Annotated in this window: 13 protein-coding genes and 1 other annotated feature; of the genes, 1 reads left to right on the top strand and 12 read right to left on the bottom strand. The window is 37.4% G+C overall.

All coding sequences use genetic code 11. From position 1 onward, the window contains the following. Window positions 1–216 precede the first annotated feature (216 nt). Window positions 217–2,844, bottom strand: a complete 2,628-nt coding sequence (locus ACZLO7_RS06750; protein ID WP_464941000.1) for a valine--tRNA ligase — start codon at window positions 2,842–2,844, stop codon at window positions 217–219. A gap of 103 nt (window positions 2,845–2,947) precedes the next feature. Continuing rightward, window positions 2,948–3,176 (bottom strand) — a binding site (T-box leader). Window positions 3,177–3,246: 70 nt separating this feature from the next. On the opposite strand from ACZLO7_RS06750, the gene ACZLO7_RS06745 reads away from it, so the two are divergent. After that, a complete protein-coding gene (locus ACZLO7_RS06745) occupies window positions 3,247–3,441 on the top strand; it encodes a YszA family small membrane protein (protein ID WP_511261398.1) in 195 nt (64 codons plus the stop codon). Here ACZLO7_RS06745 and ACZLO7_RS06740 read toward each other — a convergent pair. The 11 genes from ACZLO7_RS06740 to tig form a co-directional block, all read right to left on the bottom strand. After that, window positions 3,418–3,987 carry a hypothetical protein gene (locus ACZLO7_RS06740; RefSeq protein ID WP_464940971.1) on the bottom strand — a complete coding sequence of 190 codons (570 nt, stop codon included), beginning with the start codon at window positions 3,985–3,987 and terminating at the stop codon, window positions 3,418–3,420. The genes ACZLO7_RS06745 and ACZLO7_RS06740 overlap by 24 nt on opposite strands. Window positions 3,988–4,225: 238 nt before the next feature. Then, window positions 4,226–5,518, bottom strand: a complete 1,293-nt coding sequence (gene hemL / locus ACZLO7_RS06735) for a glutamate-1-semialdehyde 2,1-aminomutase (protein WP_464940970.1) — start codon at window positions 5,516–5,518, stop codon at window positions 4,226–4,228. A gap of 3 nt (window positions 5,519–5,521) precedes the next feature. Next, window positions 5,522–6,505, bottom strand: coding sequence for a porphobilinogen synthase (gene hemB / locus ACZLO7_RS06730; RefSeq protein ID WP_511261397.1), 984 nt, complete (start codon window positions 6,503–6,505; stop codon window positions 5,522–5,524). Continuing rightward, window positions 6,502–7,266: a uroporphyrinogen-III synthase gene (locus ACZLO7_RS06725; protein WP_464940630.1), complete on the bottom strand. Its 765-nt coding sequence runs from the start codon at window positions 7,264–7,266 to the stop codon at window positions 6,502–6,504. The genes hemB and ACZLO7_RS06725 overlap by 4 nt, the downstream gene beginning before the upstream one ends. Then, a complete protein-coding gene (hemC, locus tag ACZLO7_RS06720) occupies window positions 7,256–8,188 on the bottom strand; it encodes a hydroxymethylbilane synthase (protein ID WP_464940629.1) in 933 nt (310 codons plus the stop codon). Before hemC ends, ACZLO7_RS06725 begins: the two co-directional genes overlap by 11 nt. 18 nt (window positions 8,189–8,206) lie before the next feature. Beyond that, window positions 8,207–9,037 (bottom strand): cytochrome c biogenesis protein CcsA, encoded by an 831-nt coding sequence (gene ccsA / locus ACZLO7_RS06715; protein WP_464940628.1) that lies wholly within the window; start codon window positions 9,035–9,037, stop codon window positions 8,207–8,209. Window positions 9,038–9,137: 100 nt separating this feature from the next. Continuing rightward, a complete protein-coding gene (hemA, locus tag ACZLO7_RS06710) occupies window positions 9,138–10,502 on the bottom strand; it encodes a glutamyl-tRNA reductase (RefSeq protein WP_464940627.1) in 1,365 nt (454 codons plus the stop codon). 264 nt (window positions 10,503–10,766) lie between these two features. Continuing rightward, a complete protein-coding gene (gene yihA / locus ACZLO7_RS06705; RefSeq protein ID WP_427750662.1) occupies window positions 10,767–11,348 on the bottom strand; it encodes a ribosome biogenesis GTP-binding protein YihA/YsxC in 582 nt (193 codons plus the stop codon). Then, entirely contained in the window at window positions 11,345–13,672 is a 2,328-nt protein-coding gene (gene lon, locus ACZLO7_RS06700) for an endopeptidase La (RefSeq protein ID WP_464940626.1), read from the bottom strand. The genes yihA and lon overlap by 4 nt, the downstream gene beginning before the upstream one ends. Before the next feature lie 186 nt (window positions 13,673–13,858). Further along, entirely contained in the window at window positions 13,859–15,127 is a 1,269-nt protein-coding gene (clpX, locus tag ACZLO7_RS06695) for an ATP-dependent protease ATP-binding subunit ClpX (protein ID WP_464940625.1), read from the bottom strand. Between the two features lie 196 nt (window positions 15,128–15,323). Continuing rightward, a complete protein-coding gene (gene tig, locus ACZLO7_RS06690) occupies window positions 15,324–16,610 on the bottom strand; it encodes a trigger factor (protein ID WP_464940624.1) in 1,287 nt (428 codons plus the stop codon). Between the last annotated feature and the right edge of the window lie 37 nt (window positions 16,611–16,647).

Below are 16,647 nucleotides of genomic sequence, written 5' to 3'. Positions count from 1 at the left end.
TATAAGCCATTTTAAAGACTAATAACTACAATACATTTTGGTTATAATTACCGCTTGATTTTTACTACTATACCGTTTTAAATTGGCCTAAAATATTTATCAACATATATCCAGAGGGTTTTACTTAGTAAATGATTTCGCTTAATTTATCGGATGTTGTTTATTTTAGTTAACAGAAAAAATCGCTCAAGCAAAATACTTGAGCGATTTTTTTGATTACATATTTTTTAATTCGTTAATACGTTTCTCTACTGTTGCGTATTTTTCAATATAGTCTGCTTCTTTTGCACGTTCAGCAGCTACTACATCATCTGGAGCTTTAGATACGAAACGCTCATTGTTCAATTTACCTTGAACACGTTTCACTTCTTTACCCCATTTCTCAAGTTCATTTGATAAGCGCTCAACTTCAGCCGCTACATCGATTAACCCTTCAAGAGGTAAGAATAGTTCAGCACCAGATACTACAGCTGACATATATTGACCAGGAGCTTCAATGCCTTCACCAAGCGTTAACGGCTCTGGGTTACAGAATTTTTCTAGATAAGATTTGTTATCTTCTAGCACTGCAAGTGTTACAGCATCTTTAGCTGAAACATAAAGAGGTACTTTTTTACTCATTGGCGTCTGTACTTCAGCACGAATGTTACGAACAGCACGAATAATGTCCATTAATAATTTCATGTTATCCGATTGCGTTTGTGAAGTTAATGATTCATCAACTTTCGGCCAAGCTGCTACTGTGATCGATTCACCTTGATGAGGTAGGTTTTGCCAAATTTCTTCAGTGATAAATGGCATAAATGGATGTAACAGGCGCATTGTATTATCTAAAACATATGCTAGTACAGAGCGCGTTGTTTTCTTCGCTGCTTCATCTTCACCGTATAATGGCAATTTCGCCATTTCGATGTACCAGTCACAGAAATCATCCCAGATGAAGTTGTATAATTGACGACCTACTTCACCAAATTCAAACTTCTCAGCTAAAGTTGTTACTTGTTCGATTGTTTCGTTCAGACGAGTTAGAATCCATTGATCTGCCACTGATTTTTTACCAGTTAAATCGATTTCATCGAAAGCCATGCCTTCCATGTTCATCAAAGCAAAGCGTGAAGCGTTCCAAATTTTGTTTGAGAAGTTCCAAACAGCTTCTACTTTTTCATTTGAATAACGTAAATCTTGACCTGGAGAAGAACCAGTTGCTAAGAAGTAACGTAATGAGTCAGCACCGTATTTTTCGATAACATCCATTGGATCAACGCCGTTACCTAGAGACTTAGACATTTTGCGACCTTGTTCGTCGCGAACTAGACCGTGAATTAATACGTCTTCAAATGGACGTGAACCAGTAAATTCAATACCTTGGAATATCATACGAGAAACCCAGAAGAATATAATATCATAACCCGTTACTAAAGTATTGGTTGGGTAATAACGTTTAAATTCTTCGTTCTCTTCATCTGGCCAGCCCATTGTTGAAAAAGGCCATAACGCAGATGAGAACCAAGTATCTAGTACATCCGTATCTTGATTCCAGTTTTCAGCATCAGCTGGTGCATCCGTACCTACGTAAACTTCACCTGTTTCTTTATGGTACCAAGCCGGAATTCGGTGTCCCCACCAAAGTTGACGAGAAATACACCAATCACGGATATTCTCCATCCAACGAGAATACGTATTTTCAAAACGTGAAGGTACAAAGTTTACTTTGCCTTCTTCATCTTTTTGAAGCTCTAGTGATTTATCAGCAAGAGGTTGCATTTTTACGAACCATTGTGTTGAAAGATATGGCTCAACAACTGCATCAGAACGTTCTGAGTGTCCTACTGAGTGCACATGCTCTTCAATTTTGAAGCAAACATCCATGTCTTGTAAGTCTTTAACGATTGCTTTTCGGCATTCAAAGCGATCCATACCTTTATATTTACCAGCATTATCATTCATTGAACCATCTTCGTTCATTACAAGAATACGTGGTAAGTCATGACGGTTACCTACTTCAAAGTCATTCGGGTCATGAGCTGGGGTAATTTTCACAACTCCCGTACCAAATTCCATTTCAACGTAATCATCTGCTATGATTGGAATTTCACGACCTACAATTGGTAATGTTACTGTTTTACCGATTAAATGTTGGTAACGTTCATCCTTAGGGTGAACAGCGATTGCAGTATCACCTAACATTGTTTCAGGGCGAGTAGTTGCAATCTCAATTGTTCCAGTTCCATCAGTTAAAGGATATTTGAAGTGATAAAAAGCACCTGGAATGTCTTTGTAAATAACTTCAATATCAGATAACGCAGTTTTAGTTGCTGGATCCCAGTTGATGATATATTCACCGCGATAGATTAAACCTTTTTCGTAAAGTTTTACGAATACTTCTTTTACTGCATCAGAAAGTCCTTCATCTAATGTGAAGCGTTCACGAGAATAATCTAGCGCTAAACCCATTTTCGCCCATTGCTCACGAATATGACCTGCATACTCTTCTTTCCATTCCCATGTTTTTGCTACGAACTTTTCACGGCCTAAGTCATAACGAGTAACGCCTTCTTCACGAAGTTTCGCTTCAACCTTTGCTTGTGTTGCAATACCTGCATGGTCCATACCTGGTAACCAAAGTGCATCGTACCCTTGCATACGTTTCATACGAATTAGGATATCTTGTAATGTTGTATCCCAAGCGTGACCTAAGTGTAGTTTACCTGTTACGTTTGGCGGTGGAATTACGATTGAATACGGCTCTTTGCCACTTTCAGGTTGTGCTTTAAAGAAATCTCCCTTTAGCCACCATTCATAACGTCCTTGCTCGATAGACTGTGGATCATATTTCGTTGGCATTGATGTCGTTTGTTGTTCTGTCAAATTGACGACCTCCTTTTAATTTTTTTGTTAACAACGAAGTATCTTGTAGTTTTTTGCAAATAAAAAACTCCTATCGCCTAAAAAGGACGAAGGAGTTGAATTCGCGGTACCACCTTTATTTCAACACAAAAAGACGTGCTGACACTTCATTGTATAACGGCTTCTAACCGGCTTCTGCTAAGCTTTATCAGGTTCACAGAAACTGCTCCAGGGCGACCTTCAAATGTGTGTATGCGGAAACTTTCACCATACGTTTCCTCTCTTTGGCAAACACAATGCATTTTACTCTTCCCTATCTATGCATCTATATTAAGATGACCTAATTGTATCGGAAAAAAGATGCATTTTCAAGTTTTTTAGAAAGGAGGGCTACATTTCATGTCACGTAGAAAATATAATCCTTATTTCCTGCCACCTTGGCTACGGAAAACAAGATTTTACTGTAGACATATTATCGTTCCTATTTGTCTCTTCCAAGGTATACGTGTAATTATTATCCCGACAACAGGGGACATTATCTTACTTTTTATTTTAGCGTTATTGTGGTGGTTACTGTTTACGGATTTCCTTTAAATGATAAGTTTTAATCGTATACGCTTCTGCTAAATCCCATAAGAATGCATTGGATTCTGGTTTTTCTTCCGCGCTTGCCTCTGCAGTTGTAGTAGATGGACTTTCTACTACCTCTGCTTCTACTTGCGCAGTAGCAACTTGCGGCTCTTCATACTGACATGTTGCCCGCCAGTTAAAATGACAGCTACCATCCTCTTGGAATGTTGTCGTTATATGCTCTACTTTGATTTCCACAGGGACGTCTTTATTCACTCGTTCTCGTGGTAAATTTACATGTAATGGCACAGCATATTCAAAATAACCTGATTCACCTTGCATGTCTAGATCTTCTATTGTTGTCCAAGTTGAAGTCCCATGATGTGGTGTTTCGCCTTCCGCAAATGCTACATTGGCAGAAATATGATATATACCTGTTAAGAATAATGATTCACCTGACTCTTCCTGTGTCCAACGAGGTGTAATTTTCACATTTGATGTATCTTGCGGTTTACCAAAACTTTCAGGAAAGTTAAATCCTTCTGCAATTTCCCAGGAAATATGTTGCATAGCTTGACCTCCTTCATATATCTAATAGATTATATGCTAGGTAGTATAATGATTATGCATTATGTTATGTTGATGGTTTGAAAGGTTTTAATTAGTCAGTCGTTTGTCGAGTCTGAAATTAAAGAAGATACTCTAAATGAAAAGATTAGCTATTTCATGTACATTATCAATGTATTTATATGCATTGAAAAGGGCTTTCTCAAAATAGAGAAAGCCCTTTTCTTATAGTAGTATAAAATTATCGAGCAAGTTGTTTGAATACTTTTTGGAAAGCTTGAACTGTTTTTGCAATGTGTTCTTCAGTATGCTCTGTAGAAACAAATACACCTTCAAATTGTGACGGCGGTAAGAAGATTCCTTCATTCGCCATTAAACCGTAGTATTCAGCAAACAATTGTAAATCAGAAGTTTTTGCTGTTTCAAAGTTAATAACATTTTCATTCGTTAAGAAATAACCAATCATCGAACCCGCACGATTTACTGTGTGGGGGATGTTATACGTTTCTGCAGCTTCACGGAAACCTGCTTCTAATTGATCACCTAACTTTGTAAAGTAATCATATGTTTCAGGTTTTAAATGACTAATTGTCGCTAAGCCAGCAGACATTGCAAGTGGGTTACCTGATAATGTACCCGCTTGATAGATTGGACCTGCTGGAGCAATTTTCTCCATAATCTCACGCTTACCACCAAATGCACCTACAGGCAGACCACCACCGATTACTTTACCAAGACAAGTTAAATCAGGTGTTACACCGAAGTGTCCTTGAGCACTATGATACCCTACACGGAAACCAGTCATTACTTCATCAAAGATCAATAGTGAACCAGCGTTTGATGTTAATTCACGTAATCCTTCAAGGAAGCCTGGAAGCGGAGGAACGACACCCATATTACCGCAAACTGGCTCAACGATTACAGCAGCAATTTCTTCTCCAAATTTTTCGAAGACTAGTTTAGCCGATTCTAAATCATTATAAGGAACAGTTAATGTGTTTTGAGCGATTCCCATTGGTACGCCTGGGCTGTCTGGTAAACCAAGTGTTGCTACACCTGAACCAGCTTTAATTAGTAAACTATCACCATGTCCGTGATAACTTCCTTCAAATTTTAAAATTTTGTCTCTACCTGTAAAGCCACGGGCTGCACGTATTGCACTCATCGTCGCTTCCGTACCTGAAGATACCATACGAATCATTTCGATTGAAGGAATACGATCAATTACTACTTTTGCTAGTTCATTTTCTACTAGTGAAGAAGCTCCAAAACTCGTACCTGTTTCAGCTACCTTTTGAATAGCAGCTACTACATCAGGATGTGTGTGACCAATAATTAGTGGACCCCACGATAATACATAGTCAATATAATCATTGCCATCAATATCAGTAATGATTGCACCTTTACCACTAGCCATGAAAATTGGATCCATATCCACTGCTTTAAACGCACGAACTGGGCTATTTACGCCGCCCGGCATTAAGTTCACAGCTTCTTTAAAAGCTTGTTTTGATTTTTCATATGAACGTGTCATAAATTATTTTCCCTCCATCCAACGAACTGCATCTTTCGCATGATAAGTAATGATTAAGTCTGCTCCAGCACGTTTCATACCTAGTAGTGTTTCTAGAACAGTTTGTTTTTCGTCAATCCAGCCATTAATAGATGCTGCTTTAACCATTGCATATTCTCCACTTACATTGTAAGCAACAATCGGTAAATCGTAATTATTACGTACATCACGTACGATATCTAAGTAAGCTAATGCTGGTTTAACGATTAGGAAATCTGCCCCTTCTTCCACGTCTGAAGTGGCTTCACGCATTGCTTCCATACGATTTGCAGGATCCATTTGATATGTTTTACGGTCGCCAAATTTAGGCGCGCCATCAGCAGCATCACGGAATGGACCATAGTATGCTGAAGCATATTTTACTGCATAAGACATAATTGGAACATCTTCAAATCCAGCATCATCTAAGCCTTTACGAATCGCAGTTACAAAACCATCCATCATATTAGAAGGCGCAATAATGTCTGCTCCCGCTTCTGCTTGTGAAACTGCTGTTTTTGCTAATAAATCTAGTGAAGGGTCATTTAAAATTTGTTCTTTGTCATTCACAACACCACAGTGACCGTGAGAAGTAAATTCACATAGGCATGTGTCCGCTATAACAACAATTTCCGGATAATTCTTTTTCACAAAACGAGTTGCCTCTTGAACTATCCCGTGATTATGGAATGCTTGAGTACCAACCTCATCTTTTTCAGCTGGTAAGCCAAAAAGAATAACTGAAGGAATACCTAGTGATACTACTTCATCCATCTCTTCTCCTAAACGGTCAATTGAAAATTGGAAAACACCTGGCATTGAAGATACTTCATTTTTAATATTTTCGCCTTCCATGACAAAAATTGGATAGATGAAATCTTCTTTATGCAAGTATGTTTCTTTTACCATTGAACGCATAGTAGCAGATTGACGTAAACGTCTATGTCTTTTAAATGTTAAATCTTTCATTTTAGATGTTCCTTTCTATTAGCTAACTCTTGAATTAATGCCTTCATTGTATAAGTGGATGGCATTATATCAACTTTAGATCCTGCCTTAATTAACGCTTGCTCAGTAATATGTCCTATGGATAGAACTTTAAATGAATCCCAACCAATTACCTTCGCAATATACTCTGTAAAAACCTCTACTGCAGATGGACTGGCAAAGGTAATACTTACATTTGACGATGCTTTTAAAAGAGTTAGCAGTTCTGTGATATGTTCTGTCGTTTGAACCGTTTCATAGATAGTCCATTCATCGACACGATAAGATAAACCTTTTACTATAGTATCCTTTGCCATCGAGCCTTTAAAAAACTGACAAGATACGCCGTCTCCTGCAACAGCAGGAAACTCTTGTACAAATATATCTGCACTAAAAGTTGATGGCATGAAGTTTATCTCAAAGCCTATCGTCTCAAGAGCTTCCGCTGTTTTTGCACCTACAGCAGCTACTTTACATGACCATTCAGATGCATTGAAATGAAAACGCTGTATTTTACTTTTAAAAGCAAGGACCGCATTTTGGCTTGTGAAAATAAGCCAATCATACTGCTTACTTTTTTCAAGACGCTGTCGGTCCATATCACTTTTAATCTCATTAATAGTAATAAGCGGTAGGTGTATAGCCTGACCGCCTAATTGTTCGATTTGCTTTTCCACGGATGCTGTAACATGCGTGCCTGTTAAAACTATTTTCTCTCCTCTAAGAGGTAAATCATTTAGCATCTTGCTCAGCCTTAACTTTTTGAATTAAATCAAAGGCTCCTTGCTCTGTCAAAATACGAGCAACTTCTTCACCAACTGCTTTAGCATCTTCCATCGTTACCGTTTCTTTATAAATAACAGAGGCATCTGGAGCAGCTACTAAACCAGTTAATTCAATTTGTTTTCCGTCATATTTTGCGTAACCCGCGATTGGTACTTGGCAACCGCCATCCATCGCTGCAAGATATGCTCGCTCCGCATGTGCTTCTTCCCAAGTTGCTTTGTCTGTTAATTTTGCAAGCTCAGCTAATAATTCAGCATCATCACTACGACACTCAATACCTAGAGAACCTTGTCCAACAGCTGGGATACACATTTCGGCAGATAAGTATTCTGTTACGACATCTTGACTCCAGCCAAGTCGTTTTAGACCCGCTGCTGCTAAAATAATCGCATCATATTCACCTGTTTCAAGTTTCGCCAAACGTGTATCTACGTTTCCACGAATCCATTTAATCTCGATATCTGGACGTTGAACTAATAATTGTGCACTACGGCGTAAGCTACTTGTTCCAACAACCGCACCTTTTGGAAGGTCCGCAAATTTCACATGGCCTTTTGAAATGAAAGCATCACGTGCATCTTCACGCGGAGGTATACAGCCGATTACAAGACCTTCTGGTAGAACAGCAGGCATGTCTTTCATACTGTGCACGGCAAAATCAATTCCTTTATCGAAAAGTTCTTGTTCGATTTCTTTTACAAATAGACCTTTACCGCCCACTTTAGAAAGTTGTACATCTAAAATTTGATCACCCTTAGTCACGATTTCTTTGACTTCAAATTCAAACGGAGCCCCCGCCTGTTTCATTTGATTGATAAACCAATTAGTTTGCGTTAAAGCAAGTTTACTTCTTCTTGAACCTACTACTATTTTCCTCACAATAATCCAACCTCTCTATTAATACCAAAGATGAAAATCAGACAACCTGCTTCCTAAAAAGAAATTGATAATCACGAATAGAAATGCATACACATGAGCCCATGCATAATTCGTTGAATATAATTTTCCTTTTCGATTTCCATATATGATGAAACAATATATTAACAATGAAATAAATGAGCCCATAATTTTCACATCAAATACAGATATGTTATCTAATGTTAAATATGCCCATTGTAAGCCTAAAATTAAACTTATTAATAATAACGGTATACCCGTTAATAATGAAGCCGTCATCCCTTGCTCAGTTTGCTGTAATGATGGAAGTCTCGACCATTGTTTCGTCCATTTCTTTTTCTTTAATACATTATATAGAATCAAATATAATGTCGAAAAAACAAATGATAACGAGAATGCCACATACGAAAGTATTGCAAACGTGATATGGATAAATAAAAGTTCAGAACTTAAAGCTTCTCCTACTGGTGACTGTCCAATTTGCGCTGGTGCAAATGTATGAATCGTCATGAAGATGAACCCAATTACGTTGATAAAGAACACAGGTAAATCTACTCGATACACACAATGTAAAAGAATCGAAATAGTAATTAATAACCATGCGTAGAAATATATCCCTTCAAACAATGATAGTATAGGGAAACGATGCGTCTCCACTATATACATTACTAAAAACACTGATTGTAAAACCCATACGATGGAAAGTAGCCAAAATGCAACACGGTGAGCTTTTGCATCCTTATTTAAATAATCTATAAAATAGAATACAAGACTGATTGCATATAAGACGACCATCGCTTCATGTAGTCTTGTCATCGTCAAATCAGCCATAACTTACTCCTTTATATTTAACTTTCGTCCGAAAAAAAAGACGATTTCGCATCTATTAGTTTACCATACAGATACGAAAACGCCTCCTAAAAAAATTTCATTAATATGATAATCCAGGACTAGAAGATTGTGCTTCTTCTGCTATTTTTTGCATTCGATTTTTTTCTTCAAGTTGGTGCTTTTCCACCTCATCTTGCACAGCATCTTCGATTCCGAAAATTTGTTGGAATAGCTGTAATTGTTCATTGGCTTTTGATGAACTCGCCATTTCCTTAGCTTGCAAAATTGGTTCTTTCAATAGTTGATTAATGATTGACTTCGTATGCTTACTTAATACTTTTTTCTCTCGATCAGTTAAATCAGGCATTTTATTTTCAATACTTTGCATTGTTTCCTCTTGAATTGTTGCCGCTTTTTTACGAAGTGCAGCAATTACAGGGACAACACCGAGCGTTGTTAACCAATCTTGGAAGTCACCGATTTCTGTGTCAATCATTGACGAAATTTGCTTAGCAGCACGTTCACGCTCAGCAAGATTTGCCTCAACTATACCTTGCAAATCATCGATATCATATAAAAAGACATTTGGTAAATCGCCAATACTTGGATCTAAATCACGCGGCACAGCAATATCTACCATAAACAATGGCTTTCCTTTTCTTAAACGTTCTACAAATTGCATTAGTTCTGAGTCAATCACATAGTTTGTCGCACCAGTTGAACTGATTAAAATATCAGCTTCAAGAAGTGTACATTGGAGCTCTTGCATTGATTTTGCTGTTCCTTCAAATTTAGAAGCAAGTAATTCTGCCTTTTCAAATGTACGATTAACGACTGTAACTTTACCAACACCGCTACCATACAAGTTTTGAATCGCTAGCTCACCCATTTTACCTGCGCCTAAAATAGCCACATGCTTCTGTTCTAGTGAGCCAAAGATTTTCTTAGCCAGCTCTACAGCTGCATAAGAAACAGACACTGCATTTTCGCCAATGGCTGTTTCACCATGTGCACGTTTTGCAAATGTAATTGCTTGTTTAAATAACTTATTGTATACCGTACCAGTTGTACCGATTTCTTGACTACTTAAGAAGCTTGTACGAACTTGTCCAAGGATTTGTGTCTCTCCAAGTACCATTGAATCTATTCCTGCAGTTACACGGAACAAATGCTCCATCGACTGTTCATCTTCACGAATATATAAATGAGCAGAAAAAGTTTCAACAGGTACTTTAAACCAATCTGCAAGGAATTGTTTTATATAGTGGCGTCCGGTATGCAATTGATCGACAACAGCATACACTTCTGTTCGGTTACATGTAGATACAATTACGTTTTCTAATATGCTTTTTTGATTTTGAAGAGCTCTCATAGCATTCGGTATTTCACTCTCAATAAATGAAAATTTTTCACGAATTTCTACGGGCGCTGTTTTATAATTCAAGCCTACTACGATGGTATGCATGAAATCATACACCTCTCACGTTCATCTAATTCACGATTTCTATTATAGCATAAATGTCTGTCACGGCTAGGTTTAATTGTGAACAGCGTATGAATGATAATAGATAGTATCTTATTTAGAATAATTATAATGTAAGTGTATCAAAAATATTGTCGAACAACAACTATATTGCTTTAAAATTATTTTCCCCAAACGAACACATAACTATTCAATACATAATAAAAGAGCACAAGAAAATATCCTTGCGCTCTTTATATGAAACTCTTACATTCTTTTTTCTATCTCTGCCCAAGCTTGGTCCATTCCCATACTTTTTTCAGAAGAGAATAAAATAAGAGGATCATTCGGATCCATATCTAAAACTTCTTTAACAACTTTTTTATGCTTATCCCACTTACCTTTTACAATTTTATCTGCTTTCGTTGCAACAACGATAACCGGAATATTATAATGCTTCAAGAAATCATACATCATACAGTCATCAACTGTTGGCTTATGACGAATATCTACAATTAACACAACCGCCTTTAAAATCGGGCGACTTGTGAAATATTGTTCAATCATTTTGCCCCAAGCTTCACGCTCAGATTTCGAAACCTTCGCATACCCATAACCTGGAACATCCACAAAAAATAGCTGCTCTTCAATTTTATAAAAGTTTAGCGTTTGCGTCTTCCCTGGTTTAGATGAAATACGCGCCATGCTTTTACGTCCAATCATTCGATTGATAAAAGATGACTTCCCTACATTTGAACGTCCTGCCAAAGCGAACTCTGGCAGACCGTCCTCTGGATATTGTGCTGGTCGAACTGCACTAATGACCATTTCTACATTATTAACTTTCATATTTCTCCTCCGTCTAACGCTATTTCCAGTACTTCATCTGCGTTTGACACTATCTTAAATGAAAGCTGTTCACGAACACTATCTGGTATATCATCAATATCGCGTTCATTGTCTTTCGGTAAAATAATTGTCGTTAAGCCTGCACGATGCGCCCCTAACGTTTTTTCTTTCAAACCACCAATTGGTAATACTCTTCCTCGCAACGTCACTTCTCCTGTCATACCAACTTCTCGTCGGATTGGACGTTTCGTAATAGCAGATGTAATGGCTGTTACCATTGTAATACCCGCTGATGGGCCATCTTTTGGTACGGCTCCTTCTGGCACGTGAATGTGAATATCATGTTTGTCGAAGAATTCTGGGTCAATATTCAGATCCTCCGATTTTGAACGTACATAAGATAATGCCGTTTGAGCAGATTCCTTCATCACGTCACCAAGTTTACCAGTTAACTGTAATTTACCTTTACCAGGAGTTAATGATACTTCAATTTGCAAAGTATCACCACCAACTGTTGTATAAGCTAATCCAGTCGCCACACCTATTTGGTTTTCTGTTTCAGCTTGTCCGTAATGGAAACGGTGTTTTCCAAGAATATCTTCAAGGTTTTTAGCCGCCATTACAACACGCTTTTTATCACCTGCAACTATTTGCATCGCTGCTTTACGGCAAAGTGTTGCAATTTGACGCTCTAAGCCCCTAACACCTGCTTCGCGAGTGTAAAATCTGATTAAATCAATAATAGCATCATCACGAATTTGCAATTGAGTTTTCGTTAAACCATGCTCTTTCAGTTGCTTCGGAATGAGATGTTTTTTCGAGATTTCATGCTTTTCTTGTTCTGTATATCCCGCAATTGTAATGATTTCCATACGATCAAGCAATGGGCCAGGAATCGTACTTAAATCATTTGCTGTCGCAACAAATAATACATTTGATAAATCATAAGTTTCTTCAATGTAATGATCACTAAATGTATTGTTTTGCTCTGGGTCTAACACTTCAAGCATAGCAGCCGAAGGATCTCCTCGGAAATCATTTGACATCTTATCTATTTCATCTAGTAGAAATACAGGGTTTACTGTACCGGCTTTTTTCATACCTTGTATGATACGGCCAGGCATTGCGCCCACATATGTTCTTCTATGGCCTCGAACCTCAGATTCATCTCGTACACCACCAAGTGAAATACGGACAAACTTACGATTTAAGGCTTCAGAAATCGATTTAGCTAAAGAGGTTTTACCTACTCCAGGAGGCCCCGCTAAACATAGAATTGGACCACGTAAAGATTGTTTTAATTGTCGAACTGATAAGTATTCAAGAATACGTTCTTTTACTTTATCAAGCCCTTCATGATCACGATTCAAAACTTTTTCTGCCATTTTAATATCGTGTCTATCTTCCGTCTTTTCCTTCCATGGTAAAGCAACAAGCCAATCAATATAACTACGAATAACGCCACTTTCAGCTGCTGCTGCAGGCAATTTTTCGTATCGATCTAATTCTTTATACGCTGCTTTTAATGTAGATTCAGGCATTCCTGATTCTTGAATTTTCTTTTTTAGCTCAGAAACTTCACCGGTTTTGCCTTCACGATCACCTAGCTCTGTTTGAATCGCCTTCATTTGTTCGCGTAAGTAGAATTCTTTTTGCGCTTTTTCCATTGCACGTTTTACTTTAGAGCTGATCTTTTTCTCAAGATTCAATACTTCTTGCTCATCATGTAAACGTTGGATTAATATCTCCAATCGTTCCTTTACGTCGATGATTTTAAGAATCTCTTGTTTACCATTAATTTTTAACGGCAAATAAGAAGCAACCATATCTGCAAAGCGGCCTGGTTCTTCAATATCAGCAACAGTATCATATGTTTCTGTTGTTACTTTACTCGAAGCTTTTGAGTACTTTTCAAAATAGGTAAGAAGAGTGCGCATTAAGGCTTCTGTTTCAGGATCTACAGTGTTGGAATCTTCGAAGTTTTCTATTTCTACAACTGCAAATTCTTCAGCATCGCGATAATCAATGACTTTCGCGCGATTTAGCCCTTCAACTAGGACACGAATTGTTCCATTTGGTAACTTTAGCATTTGTTTTACATATGCGACTGTACCGACTGAATATAAATCATCCGGCGTTGGGTTTTCAATGCTCATCTCTTTTTGAGTGACTAAGAAGATAAGATTATCTTCCAGCATTGCATGTTCAAGAGCTGCAACAGAACGCTCACGACCTACATCGATATGTAATACCATTGTGGGATAAACGAGTAAACCTCTTAAAGGCAATAATGGGATATTTTTCGTTTTTTTCACTTCAGTCATGCGGGTGATCACCTCCATTAGATTTTGTCCGATTTACCCGCAAATCAAACATTATTAATTGCAGAAATGATTACCATTTCAATTTTACTCTTCATAATTGTTTATCGACTGAGTTTTATCTAAAAAAAGCCGGCTTTCGAGTAGTGCTGATTGGCACTTATTCGAAGCCAGCTTTTCAATCAGTGATTAAGCAGATGTTTTTTCGCTGTCTGATTTTAACTCAGTTCCATCTTCAAGTAGAAGTTTTGGACGAGCTTTTTCTGTAATCGTTTCTTTCGTAATGATACATTTTGAAATATCATCACGAGAAGGTAGTTCAAACATAACATCTAACATAATGTTTTCGATAATCGAGCGTAAACCACGAGCACCTGTTTTGCGTTCGATTGCTTCTTTAGCAATTTCCAATAATGCATCTTGATCGAACTCAAGTTCAACATCATCAAGAGCTAGCATTTTTTGATATTGCTTAGAAAGCGCGTTTTTAGGCTCAGTTAAAATTTGAACAAGCGTTTCAGCATCAAGCTGTTCAAGACTTGCTAATACCGGAAGACGACCAATAAATTCAGGGATTAATCCAAATTTCAATAGATCTTCTGGGATTAAATATTTCATCAAGTTATTATCTTCTGGTTCGTTTTTCTTACCATTCGAACCGAAACCAATTACTTTTTGGCCTAAACGTCGTTTAATGATAGATTCAATTCCGTCGAATGCTCCACCAACGATGAAGAGAATATTTGTTGTATCAATTTGGATAAATTCTTGATGTGGATGTTTACGTCCACCTTGTGGAGGAACACTAGCAACTGTGCCTTCTAAAATTTTCAGAAGAGCTTGTTGTACACCTTCACCAGATACATCACGAGTGATCGATGGATTTTCTGATTTACGGGCTACTTTATCGATTTCATCAATATAGATAATCCCTTTTTCAGCACGCTCGATATCGTAATCTGCAGATTGGATTAGTTTAAGCAGAATGTTCTCAACATCCTCACCAACATAACCAGCTTCAGTTAAAGATGTAGCATCCGCAATAGCAAATGGTACATCAATAATACGTGCCAACGTTTGAGCTAGTAATGTTTTACCACTACCAGTTGGTCCGATTAATACGATGTTCGATTTTGAAAGTTCTACATCGTCAATTACACTATTTGAGTTCACACGTTTATAGTGATTATATACCGCAACAGATAGGGCCTTTTTCGCACGCTCTTGACCGATGACATAATCATCCAAAATTGCAAGGATCTCTTTTGGTTTCGGAATATCTTTTAGTTCTACTTCTTCTTCTGTACCTAGTTCTTCAACTACGATTTCAGAACACAACTCGATACATTCATCACAAATATATACACCTGGTCCTGCAACCAGTTTACGAACTTGTTCTTGTGGCTTGCCACAGAATGAGCATTTTAAATTGCCTTTTTCGTCATTAAATTTGAACAATTATTTCACCCCTATTCAAGCAATAATGTTACAAGATTACGTTAACATTATCAAATATAATGATTTCGTTCCTCATGTTACACTTCGCTTTATTATTCTCTCTATGTATTACAAAGTATTAATTATGTATGTGATAAAACAAGGTACGCTAAAAACCACGTACCTTGTCCTATCAATTCATGGTGCTATTTAAATATTACTCAGTAATTTTTGCGTTATTAGCTAAGAACTCAACTGTTTTTTGGATTTTGATATCGTGTTCTAAAACATGAGTACCACCTAAAGCAGTTTTAATTTGTTCTGCGTCCATACCGAATTGAGCAGACATTTTTTCTAACTCAGCAGTTAAATCTTCTTCAGTTACTTCGATTTTTTCTGCTTCAGCAATTGCTTCTAAAACTAATGATACACGTACGCGGCTTTCAGCGTCAGTTTTCATTTGTCCACGAAGAGCTGCTTCGTCTTGACCTGAGAATTGGTAGTAAAGATCAAGATTCATACCTTGCATTTGAAGGCGTTGAGTGAATTCTTGCATCATACGATCAATTTCAGTGTTAATCATAGCTTCAGGAATATCCATTGAAGCATTAGCTGCTGCTTTTTCTACTAGTTCATCACGTAAAGCTGTTTCAGAAGCAGTTAATTTTTCAGCTGCAGTTTTTTCTTTTAGTTTAGTACGTAGAGCATCTAAACCTTCAACTTCGCTATCGATTTCTTTTGCAAGATCATCGTTTAGCTCAGGAAGTTCTTTACCTTTAACTTCGTTAATAGTTACTTTGAAAGTTGCTTGTTTACCAGCTAACTCAGCTGCATGGTATTCTTCTGGGAATGTTACTTCAACTTCTTTTGCTTCACCAGTTTTTGCACCTACTAATTGTTCTTCAAATCCTGGGATGAATGAACCAGAACCGATTTCAAGAGAGTAGTTATCGCCTTTTCCGCCTTCGAATGCTTCGCCATTAACGAATCCTTCGAAATCGATTACAGCAGTATCGCCATTTACGATTGCTTCATCTTCTTTAACAACTAGCTCAGCAAGACGTTGTTGTTGTTCTGTTAATTGAGCTTCGATTTCTTCATCAGTTACAGCTGTGTCTTGTTTAGTCGCTTCTAAACCTTTGTAGTCACCAAGAGTTACTTCTGGACGAACAGTAACTTTCGCTGTAAATGTGAAAGCTTCGTTTTTATTGATAGCTTCGAAGTCAATTTCTGGTTGATCAACTGGTTCTACTCCAGCTTCATCAAGAGCTAATGGATAGTTACCATTTACTAAGATTTCTAATGCATCTTGGTATAATGATTCAACACCAAAGCGTTGTTCGAACATTTGACGAGGCATTTTACCTTTACGGAAGCCCGGTACGTTAATTTGTTTTACTACTTTTTTGAAAGCTTGATCTAAAGCTTCGTTTACTTTTTCAGCAGATACTTCTACTGTTAATAATCCAGTATTACCTTCTTGTTTTTCCCATTTCACTGACATTTATTCTACCTCCAAAAATAATTTCAAATGTTAGACA

The sequence above is a fragment of the Viridibacillus sp. d25.2 genome, from assembly GCF_055456015.2.
This window is presented reverse-complemented; position numbering and strand designations above follow the sequence as displayed.

Bases quoted from the DNA above. Each gene is read 5' to 3' on its own strand.
- hemB (WP_511261397.1), bottom strand. From the start codon at position 6,505: ATGAAAGATTTAACATTTAAAAGACATAGACGTTTACGTCAATCTGCT.
- hemL (WP_464940970.1), bottom strand. From the start codon at position 5,518: ATGACACGTTCATATGAAAAATCAAAACAAGCTTTTAAAGAAGCTGTG.
- ACZLO7_RS06745 (WP_511261398.1), top strand. From the start codon at position 3,247: ATGTCACGTAGAAAATATAATCCTTATTTCCTGCCACCTTGGCTACGG.
- yihA (WP_427750662.1), bottom strand. From the start codon at position 11,348: ATGAAAGTTAATAATGTAGAAATGGTCATTAGTGCAGTTCGACCAGCA.
- ACZLO7_RS06750 (WP_464941000.1), bottom strand. From the start codon at position 2,844: ATGCCAACGAAATATGATCCACAGTCTATCGAGCAAGGACGTTATGAA.
- ccsA (WP_464940628.1), bottom strand. From the start codon at position 9,037: ATGGCTGATTTGACGATGACAAGACTACATGAAGCGATGGTCGTCTTA.
- ACZLO7_RS06740 (WP_464940971.1), bottom strand. From the start codon at position 3,987: ATGCAACATATTTCCTGGGAAATTGCAGAAGGATTTAACTTTCCTGAA.
- lon (WP_464940626.1), bottom strand. From the start codon at position 13,672: ATGACTGAAGTGAAAAAAACGAAAAATATCCCATTATTGCCTTTAAGA.
- hemA (WP_464940627.1), bottom strand. From the start codon at position 10,502: ATGCATACCATCGTAGTAGGCTTGAATTATAAAACAGCGCCCGTAGAA.
- ACZLO7_RS06725 (WP_464940630.1), bottom strand. From the start codon at position 7,266: ATGCTAAATGATTTACCTCTTAGAGGAGAGAAAATAGTTTTAACAGGC.
- tig (WP_464940624.1), bottom strand. From the start codon at position 16,610: ATGTCAGTGAAATGGGAAAAACAAGAAGGTAATACTGGATTATTAACA.